Below are 25,648 nucleotides of genomic sequence, written 5' to 3'. Positions count from 1 at the left end.
GTGTAATTGACCTTTAAATATTAAATTAAGTTTAAATTGAATGCTAAAAAAAAGCAAGAAAATTTTTTAACATGTTTTCTAAATTAGCTTAATTCGATTTCTTTAACCAGATAACTTTCCTCAATGTATCTTAACAAACGATGGCACCAATAGGAATCAACGTTTTCATGATAGACTTTATATTGTTCCGTATTAAATTTATCTACAATGTCTAAGAAGCTTAAAACCTCTAACATAGAAAGCTGAAATTTTCTGTCAGACCGGCAATGATCGGAGAAATATTGTGAAATAATCAATTTATTTAAATCCAATTCTAAGCTAAAACACTCACATTGAGCTACTATGAAAATTCCACTTGGCATATTTCTTTTCTCCTCCCATCCTTTTTATTAAACATTGTTTTATCAGTAATGATACCGCAACCATTATTTTACCACACTTTTTAAACTTTTCTACTACTTAATACCTAAAAACTAATTATTTAATAAATTTATAGTGCAATTATTAGTGCTTGTTTAGAAAATGCAACACTTTTCATTAGTGATTTATATTAACTTTTTCTAATGTTCAAAAAAATTGTTTGCATCTACTCAGATTTTCGGTAATAATGTTAATTCTTAATGTATTTTTTTAATCAGCAGTTATAAGACATCATTTTTTAATCGTCCACACTCTGACGATTGCTAAAAAACAGTTTACGTTAAAATGACTAAGCAATAATCTAGCACTTGAACTGACTTATAGCTGATCATTTTTAATAGCCGAGCTTTGATGACAGAAAGTTGTACTCAACTAACTTTAAGGCTACAATGCTAAAAATCGCATTATAGTACTAAAATCTGTGTCAGCCTTCTGCTTGATTTGCTCTACTCTATTTTTTGAAAGAGGGAATAAACATGAAACTACGTCGCGCACAAATGAAAGATCTAGACAAAATTATCGAAATTTTAGCTGATGGGCGTAATCAATTAGCTGAAAAAGGTGTCAATCAATGGCAAGGTGACTACCCATCACGTGCACATGTTAAATATGATATTGAACACGGCTTTGCCTTTTTAGCCAAATCAACTGACGAGCAAACAATTGGTGCTTTATCCTTAGTACCCGCACCAGACCACGTCTATGATGAAATGCAAGGACAGTGGCTAACAGATACCGACGGTTACATCGTGATACACCGTGTTGCGATTCATTCATCCCATGGTGGCCATGGCTATGCGACTCAATTATTCGAAAAAGTGGTGGAAGAAATCATGCAAAACCACCCTGAGATCAAGAGTATCCGGATCGATACCCATAAAAACAATGACGCTATGCAACATGTGATCGCCAAGTCAGGCTTTAAAAAAGTCGGCGTATTAGTTGGTGTATATGGTTCGACAGATGAATGTTTTGTTTACGAAAAAGTTATCAACCAAGATAGTTCATCTAATATTAAAATTGCCGGCTAAGAACAACCACAATTTATAAATTTTCAAAAGCTTGTCCAAAAATGGCAAGCTTTTTTATTTTTCACAAAAAATATTTTTCACGACTTATGATTAGGTTGCGCACAATCTTGATAGCCGTTTTTTTGCTTGTGAAAATAAATTTAACAAATTCATTTACTTTAATCACAAGAATTTATGTGTTACTTTATAGAATATAGAAAGCATTGATCAGTATTGATTTCGGACGTCCGTTACTTATTAGTGTTTTTGTATGGTTAAATTTATGCCAAGTTAAAATCATGTTTTTGTTTTGAAAATCGTTTTATATGTGATTTAAAGATCATTTTCTGTAAAGGAACATTATTCACATTCATTTTTAGAGATCCGACAAATTGGTAATACTGTCTAAAATCCGTCATCACATTGCAAAAGTAAAAATCACCATGTGATCGCGAGATGTCTGACAGTACTTGCTATTACTCTGTTAGTAATAATCGATTTACGTGAAACAAGCAAAACAGCATATCATATTTCAAACTAGATGTTTAAATTGAAAGTCCGATATGTTTGTTTTCTAAACATTTCACTTCACTCTTTTGCTTAATAGAAAGGACGTTTTTTATGAAAGTTATCGTAGTAGGTTCATCACACGGTGGTTATGAAGCTGTTCGTGAAGTCTTAGCTGACCAACCTGACGCCGAGATTCAATGGTATGAAAAAGGAGATTTTCTCTCCTTCTTATCTTGCGGGATGCAACTTTATCTAGAAGGCGTTGTTAAAAATGTAAATGATGTCAGGTATGCAACACCTGCTGGTATGCGTGCACAGGGTGTTTCTGTATTCACAGAAACAGAAATTAGTTCAGTTGATGCAAAAAAACATAGTGTACATGTGATCGACCATGCTCATAACAAAGAACGTGACGAACAATATGACAAATTAATTTTAAGCCCAGGTGCGACTCCTGCTACACTACCAGTGCCAGGAAATGACTTAAAAAATATTTATGCAATGCGTGGGCGTGACTGGGCCATTAAATTAAAACAAAGGACTGTCGATCCTGACATCCAAAATGTTGTCGTGGTTGGTGCAGGTTATATCGGTATCGAAGCTGCTGAAGCTTTTGCTAAAGCCGGCAAACATGTCACCGTTGTTGATATGTTACCTCGGATGTTAGCCAAATACTTGGATGAAGAATTAACTGATATCCTTACCAAAGAAATGGAAGAACATGATATCAAAGCTGCTCCTGGTCAAGGAATCAAGAGCTTTTCTGGTCAAAATGATACGGTAACAGAAGTAGTCACAGACCAAGCAACTTACCCGGCTGACTTAGTGATCGTAGCTACAGGGATCAAGCCAAATACAAAATGGTTAGCCAACGTTTTGGACTTAGATGATCATGGTATGATCAATGTTGACGACCATCAAAAAACCAGTGCTGACGATATCTATGCAGTCGGCGACGCAACCTTAGTTAAATTTGCACCGACAGACGGGACTAAATCACCGATCGCTTTGGCGACAAATGCTCGCCGTCAAGGGCGGATCGCAGGTAAAAACGCAGTGGGTATCGAGGCGAAAACTCCTTTTGTCTCAGGCTCGAGCGCTTTATCCGTCTTCAAATATAACTTTGCATCGACTGGTATCAAAGAAGGCACGGCTAGTCAGTATGGTGTAAAAACTAAGTCAACATTAGTCACTGATACTTTCCGACCACCATTTGTTCCAGAAGAAAATGGTAATGCTAAAGTATGGTTCAAATTGACCTACGATCCACAAACAACTCGGATATTAGGTGCCCAAGTTTTGTCGACGCAAGATGCCACACAAAACATTAATACTATTTCTTTAGCCATTCAAGTTAAATTGACCTTAGAAGATCTAGCATACACTGACTTTTTCTTCCAGCCAGGCTTTGACCGTCCTTGGAACATTATGAATCTTGCCGCTCAACAAGCATTACGTGACTTAGGCAAGGTTTAAGCGGCCTAGAAAATCTGAGCTGGGACATAACTAGCTGTACAGTTAAGGGCCGTCGATCTATCCCACTAAATGGGTTAAATCGGCGGCCCTTAAACGTGTCTCAAAACATCTTTTGTCTTACTTCCGTTTTTTAAACTCACAATTTTAGTTACTTTTTATATTTTTGTTAAAAAAATATAGGTAAAGTTTGACGTGCCTTATAAAAAATGATAGCATTAATAGAGTAAAGTTGAACATCTTTCAACCTTTAAGCTGTTCAAAGCATTTGAACGACTTGTAAATCATTTCTGAAAGTTCATTTCTAATTTGATCACTGCATTTTATGCATGACCATTCACTTTCATTACAATTTAACATTTTCATTATAAGAATTAAATTCACACGAGTTTAACCTCTATTAAAGTAATTCCCATTTAATTATGCAACGCATAACAATCACGATGAGTTTTTCAACAAACATCCCACATGGTTATACTACTCAACCTATTATATTCGTTGTAATTAACAGGGTACTATCCCACAGATATTTTACTCACTAGTAGACGAGATTTTGCAATTTTTGCATACTTTTTAGTTTGGTAATTTTAGACAGTAAGTTAAGCATGTCTAAGGCTTATTTAAGTTACTCTACTTTCAATAAATGCTGGTGAGTTCTCAACAGATCCTTTGGTGACAAATAAAAGATTGCCACTTATTTTCTATGAGGTCTTACATTAGTCCGTCATTTCTAGGTTGGCCTTTGTAAGACAAAATTACTTTTCATCATTAGACATAACTCAGGTTCCAAGTTTTTTGCTGAACCTTGTCTTCGCTGTGCTACACTTCACTCTGTTAATATAGTCGAGCTTTAAAACTTGGCAGTCTGCATTTTTTATCTTCAAGTCGAGTTTTTACGCTCTGTGATTTTTTAATAGGAGTTTCACATTATTTTCAACTTCATCTCCAACTAAAAATTCTTTACTAAATACAATTCTCAGTTACATTTAGTTTTCGTTTCAATTTATGAAAATGGTTAGTTGAATTTCAACTAATTCTATTACTGCTAGACAAGTCTTGCTAACTTGCTTTGACAGCTTTACGATCGATCTCAACAACAACTATTTAAATTGAAAGGATGATTTTATTGGCGAATCAAGACTCGTCTAATGAGCAAGTACTCGCTTACTATAATACTAGTGAAAAAGGACTAACTGCTGCAGAAGTTACCACGCGGCAGCAAACAGGTATTAACGAATTACAAGAAGGAAAAAAAGATAACATTTTCAAGCAGATTGGACATCATTTGTCTGACATTGCTTCATTAGTATTGCTTTTTGCTGTCATTTTATCCACTTATTTAGCAGCTACTGGTCATGAAAGTTGGAGCCAGCCGTTAATTATTGGCGGGATTTTAGTATTAAACGTTTCGATCAGTATCTATCAGGAAAAAAGTGCTGAGAAGGCTTTAGCTGCTCTGAAAGATATGAATGTCCGTGAATCAACGGTGATCCGTGACGGGATAAGGCAAACTGTCGAATCCAAAGACTTAGTCGTTGGTGATCTAGTTGTCTTAAGTGCAGGTGATCAAATTCCCGCAGATGGCCGTCTATTAACTGCCAATAACTTAACGATCAATGAATCGATTTTAACTGGTGAAAGTGAACCAGTCGAAAAAACTAACGATGAAATAAAGCCATCTAAAGAAATCAGTGAAAGATATAATGAAGCTTTCTCCGGTACTGGCGTAGTTCAAGGTAACGCAGTAATGGTAGTAACTGCCATTGGGATGGATACTGAACTTGGTTCGATCGCTGGTTTATTAAACCAGACTTCCAAAAAGAAGACTCCACTACAAGAAAAACTAGACACACTTTCCAAACGCTTAACAACTGTTGCGCTGATCGGTGGTGTTTTGATCTTTATCATCGGGTTTTTCTTCCGTGGTTTTGATCTTTCATCCGGTTTGATCATGGGTGTTTCTTTAGCAGTTGCTGCCGTGCCTGAAACATTGCCTATTATCGTTACTATCAGTTTGTCTTATGGTGTTATTAAAATGTCCAAGAAAAATGCGATCATGCGTCGAGTTAATTCTGTGGAAACAGTCGGTAGTATTGATGTGATCGCGTCCGATAAAACAGGTACACTTACACAAAATCAGATGACAGTTACCAAATACTGGGTTCCTAAAAATGCTCCAGAATCAACTTCTAGTGAAGTTTCAGAAGATTCTAAAGAATTTCAATTAATGCGCTTCATGGGCTTAGCAACTGATGCACAGATCAAAGAAGTTGACGGTGAAAAAGTTGAAATGGGCGACTCGACTGAATTGGCGATCATCCACTGGATGGAAAAAGCTAATACCACACGTTTTGAATTAGAAAAAGACTATCCTAGAGTTGATGAAGATCCTTTTGATTCAAACAAGAAACTCATGGCAACTTTGCATAAAACACCTTATGGTAAATACCTTTTGGTCGTAAAGGGTGCGATCGACCGTTTACCTGTTCAACTAACTGATGAACAGTCTAAACAAGTCCAAAGTGTTAACAAACAATTTGCTCAGCAAGCTTTACGTGTTTTGTCCGTCGGTTATACCCTCTTAGATGAAAAACCGAATGGTCCGCTTGATGCTACTCAGATTCCCGTTAAACTTGCTGGTTTGATCGGGATCATTGATCCACCTCGACCAGCAGCGATCACCGCAATTAAAAAAGCTAAAAATGCCGGGATCACAACTTTGATGATCACTGGTGACCATCCTGAAACTGCTAAAGCGATCGCCACACAAATGGGAATCTGTGAGAAAAATGACCGCGTTATAACTGGGAGTCACTTACGTAACCTTAGTGATGAAGAACTACAAAAAAATATCGAAAATATTAAAGTTTATGCCCGTGTTTCGCCTGAAGATAAGATCAGGATCGTTAAAGCTTGGCAGGCTAATGACTCAACTATCGCCATGACCGGTGATGGTGTCAATGATGCACCTGCTATTAAAGCCGCGGACGTCGGGATCGCCATGGGTATCACAGGGACTGATGTTTCTAAACAAGCTGCTGATATGATCTTAACCGATGATAACTTTGAAACGATCGTCTCTGCAGTCGAAGTCGGACGGACAATCTATCAAAATATCTTGAAGGCCGTTGAATTCCTGATCGGTGTCAACTTCGCGCAGTTATTCATGATGATTTTTGCAGTTGCAATGGGTTGGGGTTCACCACTCTTAGCAGAGCAACTCTTGTTGATCAACGTTCTAGCCGATGGTATCCCTGGTTTCTATATCTGTCGTGAACCATCTGAAGGTAATAATATGGAAAAAGCTCCAGTCAATCGGAAAACAAGTATTTTTGCCGATGGTTTAGCACAAAGAGTTACTTTCCGAGCTGTAGTCTTTACGGTCTTGACACTATCGATCTTTAGTATTGGCTTGTTCAGCCTTTCCAATTCAAGCATTACATTTGCACGAACAATGCTTTTCTTAGTATTGGCTTTAGGTTCAATGATCGATATCTACGTGATCAAAACTCGTTCCAAACTTACATCTCAAACGTTTACGAATAATATGCCACTAAATATTGGTTTACTGGCTACGATGCTCGTTGTTGTCGCAATTGCAACGCTTCCTGGCTTAAGAGAAGTCTTTGGTTTCACCGCGCTTTCTAGTACCGCTTGGATATATGTCATAATCAGTATCTTCATTCCAAGCATCTTACTTGAGATCAATAAGCGCTTTAGCTTAAGGAAAGAAAAAAGAACTGTTCAGTCATAATAAGGATGTGATGACTTGGTTTATCTAAAAATTTTTGTCATGTTAGTGTTTGTAGTTAATTTAGCTGGCTGCAGCAATTCAATTTCAAAAGATCTAGAGAGCCAAAAGTGGGAATTTACCGCGCAACAAGTGGATTCTCCAGCATCCACCGTTCGATTTAATAGTAAACATGTCACGTTTGTTAAAAATGACAACAGTAAAACCTACGGCTATAAGCTCAAGAAAAAAAAAGACGGATCGACTCAATTTATTATGGGAGACAAAAGCGGGGTTTCCCATCGTGCACCAACTAAAAATTTTGAGATCAAAAAGTCCAATAAATCTTACAAATTAAAACCCACAAATAAGCTAGCCAAACACTACTATGGTGAAGCCAAGTTGGTTCCGATCGGTAAAGACGAAACTGACTAAACCAAAAGCTCTAGTTGCTTACTCAATGAGTATGACAACTAGAGCTTTTTTATTGCTATTTTTTACTTCGTTTAAGAGCCTGCTGGTAACCCTCTGAATATTGCATGCTTTGCGAATATGAATCAGCGATCGAATCCATCATCTTTTTACCTTTACTTTGACTTTGCCTATTTTGCGTCCGTTTTTTTGCATTTTGTTTAGTACGGTAACGCGCGGCTGACTCTTTACCATATGTTCCATTATTGGTCTGATAACTATGCGGTTCATTAACTAAGTTATCTGTAATATGAGAACTCCGATAATGTCTAGCATGGAAAATTGGCCCATCCGGCGTATACTGTACTCCACTTTCATTAGCCTCAGTTGGAACTGCTTTGTTCCGTTGACGTTGACTTTTTCGATTTTGTTGGCGCACCATTTTGCCTGCCAGGTTATTAGTACTTGGCTCTCCCCTGATTTTTTCACTTGTTTTTGTTTCCTTAGGACTAGTATTCGCAGGAGAACTCCAATTTACAAAAGTCTTGCTAACTTTTTGGGCTAGCCAAATGATAGCGATAAAAATCACAAATATTAATAACAACAAAAAAATTATGCTAATTACGCTCATCTCATCGACTCCCTTGCTTTGTACAAGTTTTCAAAGTGATTTCCTATTGCGCTTGATCTCCCTGATCTGTTTTCTTTGGGTCATCAGATTCATTAACAGTATTTTTACCTTTGATTGCTTGAGCTAGAACTGAAGTTTGCCCAAAATTACTGTTGTCATCATTTGGTACGACTACCATGTTAGCTTGTGATTTAGCCAAGTCACTATATGCTGCGATCGACTGGTTCTTGAAATAACGCTGGTCGGTATTACTTAAACCAGCTTGAACTGTGTCGATCCGGTATCTTTCAGCATCTGCCCGTGTCTTAGTAGCTTGTGCTTGGGCACTAGCAGTTGCCATCAGTGCATTATTTTGCGCTTCATTTGTTAAACGGATCGATTCCGCTTCACCTTGAGCCTGTGCGATAGCTGCGATCCGTTCACGGTCAGCGGTCAACTGTTTATCCATCGCACGCTGGATCTCATCTGATGGCAATAGTTCGTCGATATTGATCCGGTCAACATTGATACCATAAGTATTAGTTAAGTCCCCGATTGCGCTTGCTAGATCAGCATTGATCCGTGCTGTTGACCCTAAAGCGTCATTTAGTTCCATACGACCAATAATATCACGTAAATGCCCCCGCACTAACTGAGCCATCGATTCAACTGAGTCTGTATTATTATATTCATACTTCATTGAATCAGTCACATGATAGTTCAAAGTGACTGAGGTCGATACCTCTGCATTATCCTTTGTAATGATCGAATAATGCGGTAATTCGATCGGTTGCATTGCTAAACTAACTGTCCGGATCCCTTGAACAAACGGAATATAAAAATGTAATCCTGATTCCACTGTATGCTTATATTTTCCAAACATTTCTACTAGCCCCTGACAATTTTGGGGCACTATTTTTATTCCAAATGGCATATCCTTACCTCATTTCTGAATTGGCTTGATCGTTAAAATATTTCCAGTAGCCTCAATTATTAAATATGCAGTATCGGATTTAATAGATTGGTTATCACTAGTTAAATAACGATAATAGATCCCATTAACTAAAACTAGCCCACTATCTGCAAAAATTTTATCTGGAGCTACTACTTGATTTAAGATCAAACGACTTTCCATTGTCGAACTATTCGTCTGTGAATCTTCTAATAACTGTTCTACACTTTCGACAACCATTTGATTAATACTAATATGCTTTGCTGCAGCTTGTTCTTTTAATTTTTCATATACATCTTCTGGAAATCGAATGGTCGTCATTTTTGTCGACAAGGTTTTCACCTTCCTACCATCTATTTGATATCATATTGATATTATATCTCAAAATAACCCTATTTGTAAATTTATAAGTTTAAAGATATGATTTACTTCGTCACTAAAGTAACGAGCTTCTAAAAACGCGGGTCTAAACTTTTTAGGACTGGGACAAAATTAGCTGTGCGATCCTAATTTTAGATACAAAAAAGACCTCTGCCTTATGCAGAAGTCACCACGACAAATAAATATTCAATTATATAACATTAAAGACTGCGAAGTAGAAAACCGCTGCCTCAATAGTCAAGATCAGTTGAACCAAACTCAGTAAACCACCACAAGTCATCGCTTTTAATGGCGACTGAATTTTCCCGATCTTCTCATCATTACCTAGCCATGACAACAAAAGCGTAAGTACCGGGAAGACAAACACTAAAAATTTTGGTTGTCCATATAAACTTAGTGCATTCAAAGTCATTTGTATGGGAATCTCCCGCGGCAAATATATCATGAGCGCCAACGACAGCACGAACTCAAACATGCTAACGATGGCGAACGTCGCGGGGATCTTATGATAATAATCGCTAAACTTAGCCAAATAGATCACTCCAAATATATATTCTTTTTGTTTTCTATCACTGCTTTTATTCTACCACTAATCAATATTTTTGCGTTAAAAAATACAAAAACTGTGCATACTAAAAAGCCGACCACACAAAATGATCGGCTTTTATATAATTAAAGTTTGAAACTAAACGTTCAATCAAAGCGACAAGCGTCTGTTTTCCACGTATCTCGTGCGGTTTGCACGACCAAATCGATTTTGTCCCATTGCTGCTTTTCATTTAAGTCATTGCCTTCTTTAGTTGAAGCAAATCCACATTGTGGTGACAAGCTTAAATTATGCAATGGTACTACATCCATCGCCTGCAAAATTTTATGTTGTAAATCTTGTTTTGCTTCTAATTGTGCAGATTTAGTCGTCACTAACCCTAAAACAAAGACTGCTTGCGGCTGTGCCCGGTGGATCTTCGCTAATGGCTCAAAATCACCGTCAGCTTGCATGTCATCATATTCCATGAAAAACGCATCATAGGGTAATTGTTGCAAAACATTAGTAATAGAAGCATAAGTGCCACCGCCTAGGGATGCAGAATGGAAATTTCCACGACAAATATGGGTCGCTATGATCATATCCTCGGGTGCCGTTTCAATGATTTGTTGGATCACAGAAACAATTTCATTTTCTAGTTTTTCAACACGTTCACCATTTTCATTACCTTGCATACCTGCAATCGGTAAAGTTACACCCAATAACCATGGATCATCTAACTGCAAGTAACGCAAACCTAATTCATAGAAATGTGCCACCGTTTGTTGATAGGCTTTCAAAATATCAGCCAAATATTCTTCGCGGCTGGTATAAAAGTCACGATAATTACTAATGACAGAAAATTCTCCTTCAAACAACAACGGTGTTGGAGCAGGAATCGTCACTTTAGCTTGAACATCTGCTGGAATGATACTTTGTAAAAAACCGTAGTCAGTAAAAAAACGGTGTTCTGGGTTATATCCGATCTTCCCAACTAATTTTAAACCATCATCAACTAATTCTTGACCACTAAAATTTAGTTTAAATCCATTGGGAACAACTTTCACTCCCTTTAAACCAGCTAAGAAATCAATGAAAAAGTTCTTACGGTTATATTCCCCATCAGAAACTACATGCAAACCATGAGCTATTTCTTTTTTAACCAGCTCTTTGGTAGCGTCATGTTGGATCTCTGTAAATTCTTCTGGACTGATTTCTCCACTTTCAACTTGGCCATACGCTTGTTTCAACTTTTCTGGGCGTAAAAAGCTCCCCACTGTATCGTAGGTATAAAAATATTGATGTTTTCTAACTGTCATTATTTAGTCACCTTTCTGCGAAATTATTTGTACTCACATTTAAAGATCCAAATTAGCTACAACTACTTATACCATTTGTAATTGTCCAAAATATTTTGCGCTTGTTCTGCCGATCGAGCACTGATCATTTGATTAACAGTTGTTTGTAAGTTATCTAAGCGGCCATTCAAAACATTATATAAAAAGCCGCTTTGTTGGGTCTGATTATCTAGTTGTTGTTTCAGTGAAGATAAACTTTGCGAAACCTGCTGCATCTGGGACACATACTGTTGGCGATAACCGTCTTCATCTTTTTTATAATTCTTGACGGCATTTTTAGTTGCTTTATAATTTTTACGTAATTCTTTGATTTGTGTGTTAGCAGTATCTAATTGATCGCCTAACGAATCATTTTTACGCTGCAATTCAGCGATTTGACTACCTTGATCGTCGACTTCTTGTCGTGTCTGATGATAACTGATCCCAGTCCAAACTAGATAAATCGCTAAGATACCCAGTAACAAATAAATTATTTTCTTTAAGCAGCCCTTTTTCTTTTTACGTGGTTTTTGTTGCCCATTGTCAGCCGTCTGTTCAGCTCCTTGCATTGATCGTTGTTGTGGTTGTTGCTGAACCTTTGACTGTTGTTGCAGCTGTGTTGGTTCAGTGAAGTGACGACGCATGTTCCGTTGTGACTGTTGGCTATACGCATTTTGGTCTGCAGTATTTTCTACGATCTTAATTGCGATTTCGCGTAATGGTTGCAGGTTGCCATTTTCATCTAAAATCGAAATAGTTGCATCATACATTCCTGCTTGTCCTAAGTCGACATTAGTCATATTAACCAACAACTTAGACGATATATCTTGCCCTGTTCGGTCGTCGATTGCTTTAGCACTAGTCAAATGCAAGACATCTTCACCATTCAAAGCCGTTTTAGTATCAATAGTGATTACATCTTTAGAGATCATTAACTCTGGTTTCATTGATTTACACCCCTATTATCCGGGAAAATAACCTACTCGGACCTTTTTCTTCCTATAAATTATATTTTATCTGAAAGAATCAGCAAAAACAAACCTTATAGTAATACCGGTGTAGCAACTATTTATAAGAATCATGAGACCTATCTGTCTTTTTACTCAAACCTTACGATTTAATAATAAAAAAGGTTGAGACATAACTAGCCGTTGATACTAAAAGGGCCATCAACTTAACCACTTAAATGGTTAAGTCAACGGCCCTTAAACGTGTTCCAAAAGACTGAAACCTTACTGTAACAACGATCCTTATTATTGTTCTTCGCTTTGTTAGGAATCAACATATGAACCGCCGTGACAAATCAGCTTCAAAACAGCTTTAAATATTATATCTGATCTTCAAATACAATGGCTTCCCATGGTTCTAAAATTTCATCGGAGTCACTAGCTTTTGTCTTATGATAGTTCGAGATCACGACTTTAGAATCTAAGTTGGGCGTATAATATTTTGCGCGTTTCAATCGTTTATCACTCAAGTTAACTACAACCGTCCATTTCTGTTCTCCTAAACATCTTTCGTAAGCAAAAACATCAGGATCTGCAGCGTTTTTTAGTTCATAGGTCCCATCGCGTAAAATCAAATTATTGTGTCGTAACTTGATCAGGTCACGATAGTAATTTGAGACTGATTTCTGCGCTTTTTGATCTTTATCGACGTTAATTTCTGGATAACGCTCATTGATTTTAAACCACGATTCAGATTCAGAAAAGCCTGCATTAAGCGTATCATCCCATTGCATCGGAGTCCGTGCATTATCACGGCTGATTTGATGTGCAGCTTTCAAAAAAGCCTCTGGTGAAAGTGTTTGTTGTTCTTCAACATACTGGCGGTAGTTAGTCCGTAATTCGACGTCTTCGTAGTCATCTAATTTAAAATCGGGGTTAGTCATTCCGATCTCTTCACCCTGATAAATAAACGGTGTGCCTTGTAAGCAATGCAACACAGTCGCAAAAGCTGTCGCACTTTCATACCGATACTCTTGATCATTCCCCCAGCGGGAAGGAGTTCGTGCACGATCATGATTTTCAAAATAAAGAGCATTCCAACCATGATCACGCATAGCATTTTGCCAATCACTTAAAATGCTCTTCAACAAGACAATATCAGCTGGCTGAGTATCCCAGCGGCCATTGACCCCATTTTCTTGACGATCTATATGCATGTGTTGAAAAGTAAAGACCATATCTAGTTCTTGACGTTTAGGGTCAACCAACTGCCGAGCATCGATACTTTTTGAAGCTGGTGCTTCACCCACACTCATCATGTCAAATGGTGCTAGGACTTCCTGATTGATATCATGAATAAATTCATGCATCCGTGGACCATTATCCTGGTTAGCCACCACATACTTTTCATTATGTTTAGCTGGATTATCAGGGAATTCCTGATTTTTAGAAATTGAGGTAATGATGTCCATACGCCAACCATCGACCCCTTTTGCTTTCCAAAAGCGCATTAAGTCAAAGACTGCCTCACGAACACGTGGGTTTTCCCAATTCAAATCAGGTTGCTCTTTTGCGTAGTAATGTAAATAATATTGTTGCCGTTGGTCGTTCCACTCCCACGCTGATCCAGAAAAATTAGAACCCCAATTATTAGGTTCGCTACCGTCTGCCTTTGCATCTTTCCAAATGTAAAAGTCACTAAAATAATTATCTTTTGACTTACAACTCTCTTTGAACCAACGATGCTGATCAGATGTTCCATTCACTACAAGATCCATGATTATCTTCAAATCTAACTTATGCGCTTCATCGATCAAGCGATAAAGATCCTCATTGGTCCCAAAACGTGGATCAACTGCGCGATAATCAGCAATATCATAACCATTATCTACTTGAGGCGATACATAGAGCGGATTTAACCAGATAGCATCAACACCTAATGATTTAATGTAAGGCAACTTTTCAATAATACCGTTAATGTCACCATAACCATCATTGTTACTGTCATTAAAACTTTTCGGATAAACTTGGTAAATGACCGCATTTTTCCACCATTCTGAATTCATAATTTCCTCCGTTCCCAATAAAAACACTCACGTTTACTTTAAAAATTATTGCTTAAACGATGCCTGCCAAAGATGCCAACACGGAAATAATAATAATTCCAAAAATTAGTGTATTTAGTGAAACGTTCTTTTTCTTGATTAAGTAAAAACAACCCAAAGTGATCAATAAAGGTAATAAACCCTTAAAAATTTGATCCAAAACATTCTGTGTTTCTAAAACTTTTTTACCAGCAACGACCATGTTCCACTTGATATCAAGTTTCACCATTTGGCTGGTCATGGCACCGACCATCATTAAACCGATCGTACTTGCAGCTTTTGTCAAAATATTGATCAAACCATTCTCATATAATTGAGAAATATAAGTTGACCCCAGAGTATAACCCATTTTTCCACTATACCAACGGATCAACTGCACTGGTACGTTAAAGATCAATAGAAATACGATCGGAGCTAAAATATTTCCTGATTTGGCAAGACCAATTGCAACACCTGCGGCAATTGCTTTTAAAACACCCCAGAAAACTGAGTCACCGATACCAGCTAATGGCCCCATCAAACTAGTTTTGATAGCATTGATCGAATCAGTGTTGAAATCTTCAGTCTCTGAATTTTCTTTTTCCATCGAAGCAGTAACACCCATAATAAACGGAACTAAGGCTAAGTTACTGTTAAAGTACGAGTTGTGTCGTACCATAGCTTGTTTCTTTTCTTCTTCATCATCATAAAATTCGTTAATGAAAGGCATCATCGTATATTCGAAACCAGAAGCGCCCTGCTTAGCAGGTGTAACTGCTGAATAAAGTGTGAATGAACGCCAATACATTTGACGTAAAAGTTTTTTCTCTCTTGCTGTTAATTCTTTTTTGTCAGCCATTATATTAGATCCTCCTTAAAGTCGATAATTTCTAAACTTCACCACTAACTAAAGAAATCATCGTTTTCCTGTTCATCGTTACTTTCAGCTTCGCCACTAGTCGACGATCCTGTCGTGACCACAGCTGCACGTTCTTCAGCTTTCTTTTCAATTTTATGCATTCTGAAGTCATTTTGTGCTGAAACCACACCAATCACGATTGCCATAACAGCAACTGCGATCAGCGGGACCTTGAAATAAGCAACGATCAAGAAACCTAAGAAATAGTAAACAGAAATATTGTTCTCCCACAATATTTTCATCAACATTGCCATCCCGACTGCTGGTAATAGATTACCCGCAACAGATAAACCATTGATTATGGTATCTGGGATCATGTTGGTTGCATTTTGTGTTGCTTTTGAACCAACTAAAATAGCAAAAAATGGGATCAATGAATATAAGAACCACTGTAAAGTCCACAATCCAAAATGCAATCCAGTATATTTCTTTTGCTGCCCATTAGCAGCTAAACGATCAAAAACTCCTGCGAAAGGTCCAACTACTAAAACATAGATCAGTGTTTTAACTTCGACACCAATAATACCTAAAGGAATGGCGATCGGTAAGGCAACTCCTAAGCCGCCGCCCATATTGATAGCAAATGTAACAGCTAAAGCGCTAGCCAGACCAGGTTCAGCAGCCATCGCGCCACCGATATTGACAACACCCATAAAGATCGTTTCAAGAGATGCACCTAACAAAAGTCCGGTCTGAACATCTCCTAGTAATAACCCCACCAAAGGTCCGATCACGATCGGCCGTCCAAGCTGGGTAAAACCTAATAGCTCTTGGCCGCCAACTGTTAAGAAAACGACTAAAGAGATAACTATTGCCTGATATAACATTATCTATACCTCCTAAATTAAAACAGAGTGGAGTGAATCGTTTAAAAGTCGAACACTATCGGACTTTAACAATAAGTCGTGCTTTTTGCGACTTGTTGTTGAAGTTAGATAGGCGCAGACTTTTGATTCACGCAACTCGACTATTAAAACAGAGTGGAGTGAACCGGGAGAAAACGAGCACTAATGGACTTAGGCATTATGACAGGTGTTTTTTCTTGTCGTGATGTCTAAGTTAATTAGGCAAAGCTTTCTGGTTCACGCAACTCGACTAGTAAAACAGAGTGGAGAAATTCGGGAGACAACGAGCATTATCGGGCTCGGAACTTATAGTGCGTTTTGTGCACTGTGAGATCCGAGTTGGATAAGCGGAGTTGTTTGAATTTCGGAGCTCGACTAGTAAAACAGAGTAAAGCAGCTCGATCAAAAGATGAGCACTAGCGGACTTTAGCGCCATATTGCGTCTTTTTCAATGTGGTGATGAAGTTAGCTAGGCGCAATCTTGTGAGCTGCGAAGCTCGACTATAAAAGCAGAGTAAAGCATCAGGCATACACACTATAATGCGATCCTTAGCATTGTGGTGTGTATGTCTGTTAGGCACAACCTGCTGCCATGCGAAGCTCAACTACTAAAACAGAGTGGAGTGAACCGGGAGAAAGTGAGCACTAATGGACTTAGGCATTATGGCAAGTGTTCTTTCTTGTCGTGATGTCTAAGTTAATTAGGCGGAGCTTTCTGGTTCACGCAGCTCAACTATTAAAAACAGAGCGAAGACTCCCGTTTACAACTTCTTTAATTCATCAGTAGCCAATAACTTCTTGTTATCTGGCAAATTCTGCAGCGCAGTTTCTGGATATAATTTAACTAACTGACGTAGGCTTTCAATTTCTTCATCAGTCAACATTACAAATTGAGTAAATGTATGTTTTTGGCCTTCAACAGCCTTACCAACATTACCAATATTTACATATTTGATATCAGGTAACTTTTCAGCTAATTTGACAGCATCTCCAACAGTTCTAACCAACACAAATAATTTCATTTTTTCTGCACGAGGATCTGATAAAAGATCGATCGCACCTTGCAATGATTTGATAATAACCTTCAAACCACTCGGAACAGCCATTTTTAACGCCATCTTTTGCATGTCGTCTCCAGCTGTTTCATCATTTGCAACAACAATGCCGTCTAAATCTAAGGCACGTGACCAAACCATTGCAATTTGTCCGTGAATTAATCTTTCGTCTACTCTAAGTGCTTGTATCATTTTTTATTCTTCCTTTCGTATTCGCTCCATTTTTACTTAGCTAAAGAAATCATCGTCAGAAGCATCTTCTTTTGGTGCTTGAGGTAATTTAACTTTCTGCAAACTTGCTCTTCCGCTTTGCAGCAATTGATCTACAAATTTTTCAGTGATCGGTTCCGCTGACAACAAAGCTTCTAAAACGATCGGCAAGTTAAAACCTGCGATAATAAATACATTTTTGAATTTGGCAGCCCGCAAAGTAATTTGCTGATTAACACTCCCGCCAAATAGATCAGTGAAAACTAATACATGGTCATCTTCTGTGATCTCCGCAAAGAAATCATCTAGTTGATTTTCCAAACTGACACTTTCTTCGTTATATGCTGCAATATATGTGACATTTTTGCTTTCCCCAGCAAACAATTCAATAGTACTTTTCGCTCCAGTAGCGAAGTTAGCATGAGAAGCAATCAGAAACTTATTCACTGTTTGGCACCCCCTATTTTAATTTACACTTAACATATAGCAAAAGCCGTGCCAAATTTAAAAAATACTGTCATAGCACGCTTTTTAAAAACATAAAAAAAGAAGTGTTCTTTTTTTAAGCACTTCTTTAAGCAGTTATTCTTTAATCAACATTGGTTTAAATAATTCATACATCAGCGATAATTCATAGTCATCGACTTGGATATTATACTTAGTTTCCGCATCATGAAAGATATTGCGGGCAACTGAATAAAATTCTTCTTCCACTTCTGGCATGTCTTTGACGTCTAATTCTTGCACAGGACGATCATTATTTAGCATCATACGTTCAAACATTAACGCAATGTGCATATAAAGGTTCAATTTAATTTTCCCACTTAAATTTAAGTGGTAATACTCTTCAAACTTGGCCGTAATATCTTGTACCTCTGGAATAACAACTTCTGGGTTCATAAAGCGTAACCGGCCCTTGATTCCGCCAATCGTAAAGAACCGCAAGAGTTCATCCATTAACTGATTGATCGTCCGTTTATTTTCACCCATTTGTTCTAATAAAACACGTAACTGACTATCACCATTTTTATCCATGATGTCGTAAATATTGATCACTTCCGCCACGTTTTGTTCCGGCACATCAGCTGTTGTTAAAACAAAACAAGTGTTTTTAAAGTATAGATGATCATGATTTTGCAAAGTTGTCTTTAAATCCCGATAATCCATTGTAATGATCTCAACGTCACTTTGTAAAACACTAGTCAAGATCTGCTTAACTTCACGCGACAAGCCAACCCCTGACATACAAGATACAATAATATTTTGCTTTTGCGAAATCCCTTCATAATACTGAATATTCATACTATTTGGATATTTTTCCGCCTTTTCAGCAATTTTTTTAAATTCCTGTTTCTGTTGAATTTGCAAGCCAATATCTAAAGCGACCGCAGTGGTAAGATTATTAATGACTAACAGGTCAGTATCAAGTAAAGATTTTACTTCACGATACATATTACTTAAAGAACCCATATCAAATAACAAAACCGTACCATCATATTTTCGCCCTTGTTGTTTAATGTAGTTGTTAATTTGATGACTTATCTCTTGATTCGAAACATCGATCGGCATATCAAAAGCTTCAAAAATATAATTACCACACAAATCATTAACAACTGAGCAAATACTTGAAGCCATACCACCACCATGACAAACTAAAATTGCTAACAAGTCCTGATTTTCAATTTGGCTAGCTTCATGATCAAAAATCGTATATAACAACAACAACTCAAACCAATCAGAGTCAACACGGATGTCGACTAATTCCATCGTTTTACGGCACAAATAAGCTGTTCTGGGATAGTGCTTTTTAGCTAAATCAAGGACAGCTGACGCTGTTGGTAGATCCAACGTTTTCTGTAATAAACTGATCATTTGTGCCGCTCGATTCAGTTTATTTTGGGAAACTTCCTTAACTACACCATAACGTGCACTGATTTGCTGTACGGCTTGAATTAATTCTTGACGAATATAATTAGTAAAGTATTTATCTAAAACTAAATTAGCCGCCGTTTTACGTGTATCTCTCAAAAAGCGAGTAATTGTCAGCGACTGTTCGTTGATTTTTCCTGGCCGTTGTTCTTGCTTTTCTAAAGTGCTTAATAAAGTGCCTAAAGAAGGAGCATAGTCTGTAATTTGGCTTTCAATCGGCTGATGATGTTCAGTCCCACGAATCAACCAACTCGCATCATCTTCATATTTCCCATCTTTTTTTCCTAAAGAAATCCTGAGTATTGAAGCGTCCTGACCTTTTCTAAAAGCTTCTGCACACAAAAGCTTGATTTGATTGGCTAAGGATCCAACATTACCGATTTGTCTAGTGTTGATCAATTGTTTAATTGTCTCATAAGGGACCTTGATATCACGTTGCATATCAACGGCTTCTTTTTTGAAAAAGTGTTCAATCAACTGGCATTGTTCAAGTAATGGTCGGTCAGCGATCGAACTTAACTGGACCTGAAGAGGGACACGTCGCTGAAAAGTCTGTAATAAAGTATTATCCAAATTCTCAGTTGTCGCAAAAATAAAGCGGACATCAACGTGCTTTTTTTTCTGATTTTCACCCAAGGGATAAAAATCTCCTGAGTCCAACAAAACAAATAGCTTTTCTTGACTCTCGCGTGGCAAGCGATGAACCTCATCTAAAAATAAATAACCGCCATCAGCTTGATCGACTAAGCCAGGCATATCAGTATTCGCACCCGTAAAAGCACCTTTCTTATATCCAAATAAAACTGATGAAAGTAACTCTGGGTTATTTGCATAGTCAGCACAATTCAAGACCGCAAAATTAGCATCCTTAGCGATCACGCCTTTTTCTTGTGCATATTTAAAAACCAGTGAAGCTAGATAACTTTTTCCAACACCAGATGGCCCAGTGATGATCAAAGGAAATCCATGTGGAGGGTAATCCACGGCTGACTTACATTCATCGACGATCTTCTTTAAACTACCATCAGCGCCGATCATTGCCGAAAATGCGTCTCCTTGAATAGCTATTTGCCAGTAGACCGGTTTAGTCCCACTCTTAATGATCAAACCTTCATGGTACAGTTTGGATAAATATGAACTAGTCACTCCGCGCGATAGTCCTGCCTTTTTAGCGACCTGTTGAGTCGTAACTTTTTTAGAATTTTGTAATAGTTCTTTCAATTGATCTAAAACACGATACTTTGCCTTAGGCAATCTCTCACCTCATTTGATTAATAATGTGCTCAACCTTATTTAAACACTTTTTCAACAAGTCCACAAAAAGTTCCTAAAAAAGAGTCTGGTATATAATTAGCTGTGCGATCCTAAAAGAGCCGCTGATCTAACTTTATTAATTGGTTAGATCAACGGCATTTAAAAGTGTTCAAAAGACTGAAACGTTACTGCAACGACTTCAAAACACCTTTTGTATTACTCCAGTTATGGAATAATTTTATTCGCGTAATAACTTATTGGCTAGGGCAAAATCACCTAAAGTTGCGGAGCCATTACCTTTAACTTCCGGCATCACGATATATTTATCCAGGTCAGGTAGTGACACATAGCCGTTTAAAATTTTTGCAAATTCGACACGTACCTTTTGCAAGACAGGTTCACTGATCACACCGCCACCAAAAACAATTTTATCTGGGCGGAATAATAATGTCGCTTGTAAGGCAGCTTGTGCGATATAGTATGCCATAACATCCCAAACATGGTCGGTTAACGGCACATCTTTACCTGGGCGCCCAACTCTTTTCTCAAAAGTTGGTCCAGAAACGAGTCCTTCCAAGCAATCACCGTGAAATGGGCAAACACCCGTAAAATCTATATCATCCGGGTGTCGTTTCAATAAAGTATGTCCCATTTCAGGATGGCCAACACTACCAACAAAATCGCCACCGATCACTGCACCACCACCGACACCAGTCCCGATAGTATAATAAACCAATGAATCAATTTTTTCATTGGCCAATAATGACATTACATATTCACCATAGGCCGAACCATTAACGTCAGTCGTAAAGAAAATCGGCAGATCAAGCTGGGCTTTGATAAAACCCACAAAATTTGTGTCTTCCCATCCTGGTTTAGGTGTCTTAGTCACATAACCATACTTGGGTGAATTTTTTCTGATCTCAATTGGTCCAAAAGATGCGATCCCGATCGCTTTAATATCAAATTGTAAAAAATAGTCTACCACTTTTTGTAAAGTTTCTTTGGGTGTTGTAGTTGGAAATTTAATCTGATCTTGTATGCGGTAATCCTCATCACCAACAGCACACACAAATTTAGTGCCACCCGCTTCAACTGAACCTACTAGCATATTTTTCCCACCTATTCTGGTAATTTTTTGTTGAACAATTTATCTTAATTTTCTCTCATTGTAACATTTCTTACATAGAATTTTTGAAACAACTTGCAAGAATATATTTACTAATTACCTTCACTTCAAATATAATTATTAGCGTACAGAATAATATGGTATAAAGAGGAGAAAAAATGTCACAAATACAACCAGTTAATTTCCGCGACATTGGCGGTATCCCTGTTTCTACAGGAACTTTAGCCCCTAAGATATTCTTTCGCAGTGGACAAGTTGTCAACATTGCAAATGAAACTGTCGACTTCTTGCAAAACTCCTGCTCTCTCAAACGGATCTATGATTTTCGTAGTGCAGAAGAAGTTCAAAAAATGCCAGATACCAAGATCCCAGAAGTTAATTTCACTCATTTAGATATTCTACAAACATCTAAAGCAAATCAAGCTTCGATGGATCAAATGGTTGCCGGTACAGGTGATGCACATGAAAACATGTTGGCAACTTATGAACAAATGGTCGTTAGTAATTCAGCACGCCAAGGCTACGCCCATTTTTTAACAGATCTGCTTTCAAACGACGAACCAGTTTTATTCCACTGTTTTGCCGGTAAAGATCGGACTGGCTTTGCAGCCGCCTTGATTTTAAAAATCGCTGGTGCAAGCGACCAACAAATTATGACCGATTACCTAAAAACTAATGAGTTGCGTAAGGAAGCCAATAAACAAATCATCGATCACTTCAAAGGTACGATGACTGTTGCAGATCTACAAGAATTAGAAATTGCTTTAAATGTTGCACCAGAATACTTACAACGTGCTAATGACACAATATACAAATCTTTTGGTTCATTTAACAATTATCTAAAAAAAGGTCTTGGTTTGGAATCTAGTTTTGTTTCTGAGTTCCGCCACCAATACGTTAACTAATAATATTTATAAAAAAGCTAGGACATAACTAGCTGTGCAATTCTAAAAGGGTCGTCGATCTATCCCATTTAATCGGTTAGATCGACGACCCTTTAATGTGTTTTAAAAGACTGAAGTCCTACTGTAACGACTTCAAAACATCTTTTGTCTCACTTCTTTTAGAAACTATCTTTTTCTTTGCTGACCATCATTCACTTGAATTTAGTGCACTGATCATGTCTATTTGTTTTAACTTACGGTGCGTGACCCACATTACGATCGCAGAAAAGATCACGGTCATCACCGCAGAAATTACATAGCCTGGCCACTTGATCACAACCGGGAATACCATCATATTGCTAGAGGCATAAATCAAGATGAACCAATTTAAGAACCAACCGATCACAAAACCAAATAAGATCCCGAAAATCGTAAAAATGATATTTTCACGTACAATAAACATCGTTACTTCCTTATTATAAAAACCTAAGACCTTAAAGGTCGCTAATTCTCTACGGCGTTCTGAAATATTGATATTCGTCAAATTATACAAAACAACAAAGGCAAGCGTTCCTGACAAAACAATGAAGATAACTACGATCGCACTCATGCCTTGAACTGATTTTTCTAATTTATCGCGTTGATCCTTGGTATAATTAGTATTTAAAACTTGTCCTGTATCGGCCAGCTTTTTCGCCAACCGATCTTGTTGTTTAGTAGTCATTTTTTGTGAGCGAACAAGATAGGAATTAAGTGAAGCCTTTTTCCCTATTGCTTCTTGATAATAGTCGGAACTCAAATATACATTATGACCTACATAATTTTCGGTGATTTTTGCAAGTTTGATCGTATACTCACGTCCTTTTTCATCCTCAAAACGAAGATGATCACCTTTTTTCAAATCATAGGTCTGTGCCAAACGTTGACTAACAACTGCTCCTTTTTTAGGAAGAGACTGATTTGCTTTTTTGCCAGGCTTATTTAACGAAATGTAATTTGACAATTTTTTTGGGTCTTTGATGGCATACAAAGAGGCTTCCTGATTACTTGAATCTTTTTGTCTAAAAGTCACCTGCTCCATACGCACAGGTAATTTACCAGAAACTTGGTCACTATTATCTAAGACTTGTGCGGCACGATTTTTTTGCCCAGATTTTAAAGTTACCATTGCTTGATAACGATCGATCTGTGTATACTGCTTAGTCCCTGGTGAAGGGATCGAGTCATTCAAGCCAAAACCAGCCAACATCAAACCAGTACAACCAGCGATACCAAAAATCGTCAAAAACATCCGTGACTTATACCGGAAAAGATTACGAAAAGTAATTTTTTGAGTAAAATTCAGTCGTTTCCATAACGGAGTGATTTTTTCCATCAAGATCCGCTTACCTGCTTTAGGCGCTTTTTCAACCAAGAGATTCATCGGTTTTTCTCGGAGGTCACGGAACAAGACTAAGATCACCGACCCGACCGTAGCTAATAAAGCTGCCAAACTAGCCAACACGATCAACTGCGGATAAAATAGTGATTTATAATCTTGGAAAATATACATGGCTCCGGTCATCTTAAAGACAACTGGTGGTAAAACTTTACTACCGACTAGGACACCTAAGATCGTTCCAACTACCGCTGTTAATAACGCATATAAAATATATTTGACTGAAATTTCCATCTTACTGTAACCTAATGACAACAATGTCCCGATTTGACGCCGATCTTCAGTGATCATTCGCGTCATTGTTGTAAAGGTGATCAAAATAGCAATGAAGAAAAAGAAAACCGGAAAAATATTAGCGATCGCATCGATCCGATCAGATAAACTAGCATAATCACTAAAGCCTGGTAGGTCTGCTCGTTTGTCCGTCAAATAAGTAGGTTTTGAGACCTGCGTTTTTTCTTGTAGCTCTTGCTTACCAGCAGTTATTTTACTTTGTGCTTGTTGCAATTGTTTTGCTTGTTCCTTTAATTGTGCCTTGGAAGCTGCCAGTTGTTGTTTAGGCTGAGAAAGCTGTTGTTGTGCTTGTTTTGTCCCAATTTGTTCACTTAAATTTTGTTCTTGTTGTTTAAGCTGCCCTTCTTGTTGAGCAAGTTGTCCTTGGCCGGTCTCTAATTTTTGCTTGGACTGAGACAATTGCTGTTGATTTTCAGCTAGTTTCTTTTTAGCTGGTTGGCTCTTTTTCTCAGCAATTTCTTGTAATTCAACTTGTCGTTTTTCGCGACGGTTGTCCAAAACATTGTCCAATTTCTTTATTTTTCTATTTAGTTGACGTTTATATTCATTTGAAGAATATGTTTTACCCTTTAAATCGTCAAAAGTAACATACATTTGTGCATAAACGTCAGTATCAAAACTAGCAAATGGTACATAAACAAAACCATTGGCTTGACCATCACCAACTGTCGTATTACCGCGCTCTTCATTTGCAATATATAAAGGCGAATCAACCAAACCGACAACTTGATAGTGTGTTTTTTTCAAAGAGTCATCATTGAGCGTAATTTTTGAACCGACAGGATAATCATCAGCCAGTGTCTTATCGATAACCACCTGATTGCCCCTGCGTGGTAAATGCCCCTTAGTCACATTTAATCTATTTTGCTTATCACTTTTCGCATAAGAATAAACTTTTAAGTTATTCTGCTTTTTATTTTCTAAATAATCAAAGCCTTTGCTCAGTTGAACTTGAGTACCCTTAATTTTTTCAACTGCCGCCCGATCAGCTTGCGTTAATCCACCAGTCGACATAATTTGTAAGTCAGACATGTTGTTTCGTTCGATCTCAGCTTGGGCACTAGCAGTTAGATCAGGTCCGACACTTTTAACACCTACAAAGAGCAAAACCCCCATAAAGATGATCAGAATAATTGCAATAAATCTTCCCATGGAAAATCGAATGTCACGAAAAGTTGACTTTAAATAAGTTTTTTTCAAACTTTCACTCCCTCAGGTTAATTTTATATCCACTTTAGTATATCTAACTTTAATCATCCTTGCTAGAAATTTAACAGTAAAAAAGCCAAGCTATGGCTTT

The 25,648-nt window shown here is 37.6% G+C and carries 20 protein-coding genes; 5 read left to right on the top strand and 15 right to left on the bottom strand.

Annotated features, from left to right (window positions below):
- Nucleotides 1–83: 83 nt before the first annotated feature.
- Nucleotides 84–362: a hypothetical protein gene (locus tag LACPOB_RS0105570; RefSeq protein WP_017867847.1), complete on the bottom strand. Its 279-nt coding sequence runs from the start codon at nt 360–362 to the stop codon at nt 84–86.
- Nucleotides 363–896: 534 nt separating this feature from the next.
- On the opposite strand from LACPOB_RS0105570, the gene LACPOB_RS0105565 reads away from it, so the two are divergent.
- The 4 genes from LACPOB_RS0105565 to LACPOB_RS0105550 all read left to right on the top strand — a co-directional run bounded on the left by LACPOB_RS0105565 (nt 897) and on the right by LACPOB_RS0105550 (nt 7,578).
- Nucleotides 897–1,451, top strand: a complete 555-nt coding sequence (locus LACPOB_RS0105565) for a GNAT family N-acetyltransferase (protein ID WP_017867846.1) — start codon at nt 897–899, stop codon at nt 1,449–1,451.
- A gap of 600 nt (nt 1,452–2,051) precedes the next feature.
- The gene (locus tag LACPOB_RS0105560; RefSeq protein ID WP_017867845.1) at nt 2,052–3,416 is read left to right on the top strand and encodes an FAD-dependent oxidoreductase; all 1,365 of its coding nucleotides are present in this window, start codon (nt 2,052–2,054) and stop codon (nt 3,414–3,416) included.
- 1,114 nt (nt 3,417–4,530) lie between these two features.
- Nucleotides 4,531–7,167 (top strand): cation-translocating P-type ATPase, encoded by a 2,637-nt coding sequence (locus LACPOB_RS0105555; RefSeq protein WP_081607045.1) that lies wholly within the window; start codon nt 4,531–4,533, stop codon nt 7,165–7,167.
- Between the two features lie 15 nt (nt 7,168–7,182).
- A complete protein-coding gene (locus tag LACPOB_RS0105550) occupies nt 7,183–7,578 on the top strand; it encodes a hypothetical protein (protein ID WP_017867843.1) in 396 nt (131 codons plus the stop codon).
- Between the two features lie 55 nt (nt 7,579–7,633).
- Here the strand turns inward: LACPOB_RS0105550 and LACPOB_RS0105545 are convergent, their stop codons facing one another.
- From LACPOB_RS0105545 to scrK, 13 genes are all read right to left on the bottom strand, one after another.
- Nucleotides 7,634–8,185 (bottom strand): hypothetical protein, encoded by a 552-nt coding sequence (locus tag LACPOB_RS0105545; protein WP_017867842.1) that lies wholly within the window; start codon nt 8,183–8,185, stop codon nt 7,634–7,636.
- Nucleotides 8,186–8,228: 43 nt separating this feature from the next.
- Nucleotides 8,229–9,098, bottom strand: a complete 870-nt coding sequence (locus LACPOB_RS11810; RefSeq protein ID WP_051056371.1) for an SPFH domain-containing protein — start codon at nt 9,096–9,098, stop codon at nt 8,229–8,231.
- A gap of 9 nt (nt 9,099–9,107) precedes the next feature.
- Nucleotides 9,108–9,458, bottom strand: a complete 351-nt coding sequence (locus tag LACPOB_RS0105535) for a YlcI/YnfO family protein (protein WP_237760544.1) — start codon at nt 9,456–9,458, stop codon at nt 9,108–9,110.
- A 229-nt stretch (nt 9,459–9,687) separates the two neighbouring features.
- Complete coding sequence (locus tag LACPOB_RS0105530; RefSeq protein WP_258420989.1) at nt 9,688–10,038, bottom strand: hypothetical protein; 351 nt, start codon at nt 10,036–10,038, stop codon at nt 9,688–9,690.
- 152 nt (nt 10,039–10,190) lie between these two features.
- Complete coding sequence (locus tag LACPOB_RS0105525; protein WP_017867838.1) at nt 10,191–11,342, bottom strand: 5-methyltetrahydropteroyltriglutamate--homocysteine S-methyltransferase; 1,152 nt, start codon at nt 11,340–11,342, stop codon at nt 10,191–10,193.
- Between the two features lie 62 nt (nt 11,343–11,404).
- Complete coding sequence (locus tag LACPOB_RS0105520; RefSeq protein ID WP_017867837.1) at nt 11,405–12,307, bottom strand: hypothetical protein; 903 nt, start codon at nt 12,305–12,307, stop codon at nt 11,405–11,407.
- Between the two features lie 380 nt (nt 12,308–12,687).
- On the bottom strand, nt 12,688–14,373 hold the full coding sequence (locus LACPOB_RS0105515; RefSeq protein ID WP_017867836.1) for a glycoside hydrolase family 13 protein: 1,686 nt from the start codon (nt 14,371–14,373) through the stop codon (nt 12,688–12,690).
- Between the two features lie 52 nt (nt 14,374–14,425).
- On the bottom strand, nt 14,426–15,250 hold the full coding sequence (locus tag LACPOB_RS0105510) for a PTS system mannose/fructose/sorbose family transporter subunit IID (protein WP_017867835.1): 825 nt from the start codon (nt 15,248–15,250) through the stop codon (nt 14,426–14,428).
- Between the two features lie 44 nt (nt 15,251–15,294).
- On the bottom strand, nt 15,295–16,137 hold the full coding sequence (locus LACPOB_RS0105505) for a PTS mannose/fructose/sorbose/N-acetylgalactosamine transporter subunit IIC (RefSeq protein WP_017867834.1): 843 nt from the start codon (nt 16,135–16,137) through the stop codon (nt 15,295–15,297).
- Between the two features lie 779 nt (nt 16,138–16,916).
- A complete protein-coding gene (locus LACPOB_RS0105500) occupies nt 16,917–17,402 on the bottom strand; it encodes a PTS sugar transporter subunit IIB (protein ID WP_017867833.1) in 486 nt (161 codons plus the stop codon).
- Nucleotides 17,403–17,438: 36 nt separating this feature from the next.
- Nucleotides 17,439–17,867, bottom strand: coding sequence for a PTS sugar transporter subunit IIA (locus LACPOB_RS0105495; protein WP_017867832.1), 429 nt, complete (start codon nt 17,865–17,867; stop codon nt 17,439–17,441).
- Nucleotides 17,868–18,002: 135 nt separating this feature from the next.
- Nucleotides 18,003–20,603, bottom strand: coding sequence for a sigma 54-interacting transcriptional regulator (locus tag LACPOB_RS0105490; protein WP_017867831.1), 2,601 nt, complete (start codon nt 20,601–20,603; stop codon nt 18,003–18,005).
- Between the two features lie 238 nt (nt 20,604–20,841).
- Nucleotides 20,842–21,714 (bottom strand): fructokinase ScrK, encoded by an 873-nt coding sequence (gene scrK / locus LACPOB_RS0105485; protein WP_017867830.1) that lies wholly within the window; start codon nt 21,712–21,714, stop codon nt 20,842–20,844.
- Nucleotides 21,715–21,890: 176 nt separating this feature from the next.
- On the opposite strand from scrK, the gene LACPOB_RS0105480 reads away from it, so the two are divergent.
- Nucleotides 21,891–22,637 (top strand): tyrosine-protein phosphatase, encoded by a 747-nt coding sequence (locus LACPOB_RS0105480; protein WP_017867829.1) that lies wholly within the window; start codon nt 21,891–21,893, stop codon nt 22,635–22,637.
- Between the two features lie 187 nt (nt 22,638–22,824).
- Here LACPOB_RS0105480 and LACPOB_RS0105475 read toward each other — a convergent pair whose 3' ends face one another.
- Nucleotides 22,825–25,548, bottom strand: coding sequence for an FtsX-like permease family protein (locus LACPOB_RS0105475; RefSeq protein ID WP_017867828.1), 2,724 nt, complete (start codon nt 25,546–25,548; stop codon nt 22,825–22,827).
- Nucleotides 25,549–25,648 lie beyond the last annotated feature (100 nt).

It is taken from the genome of Ligilactobacillus pobuzihii E100301 = KCTC 13174 (genome assembly GCF_000349725.1).
GTDB lineage: Bacteria > Bacillota > Bacilli > Lactobacillales > Lactobacillaceae > Ligilactobacillus > Ligilactobacillus pobuzihii.
Note: the sequence above shows the minus strand (reverse complement) of the source record. Positions and strands in the feature narration are given on the sequence as shown.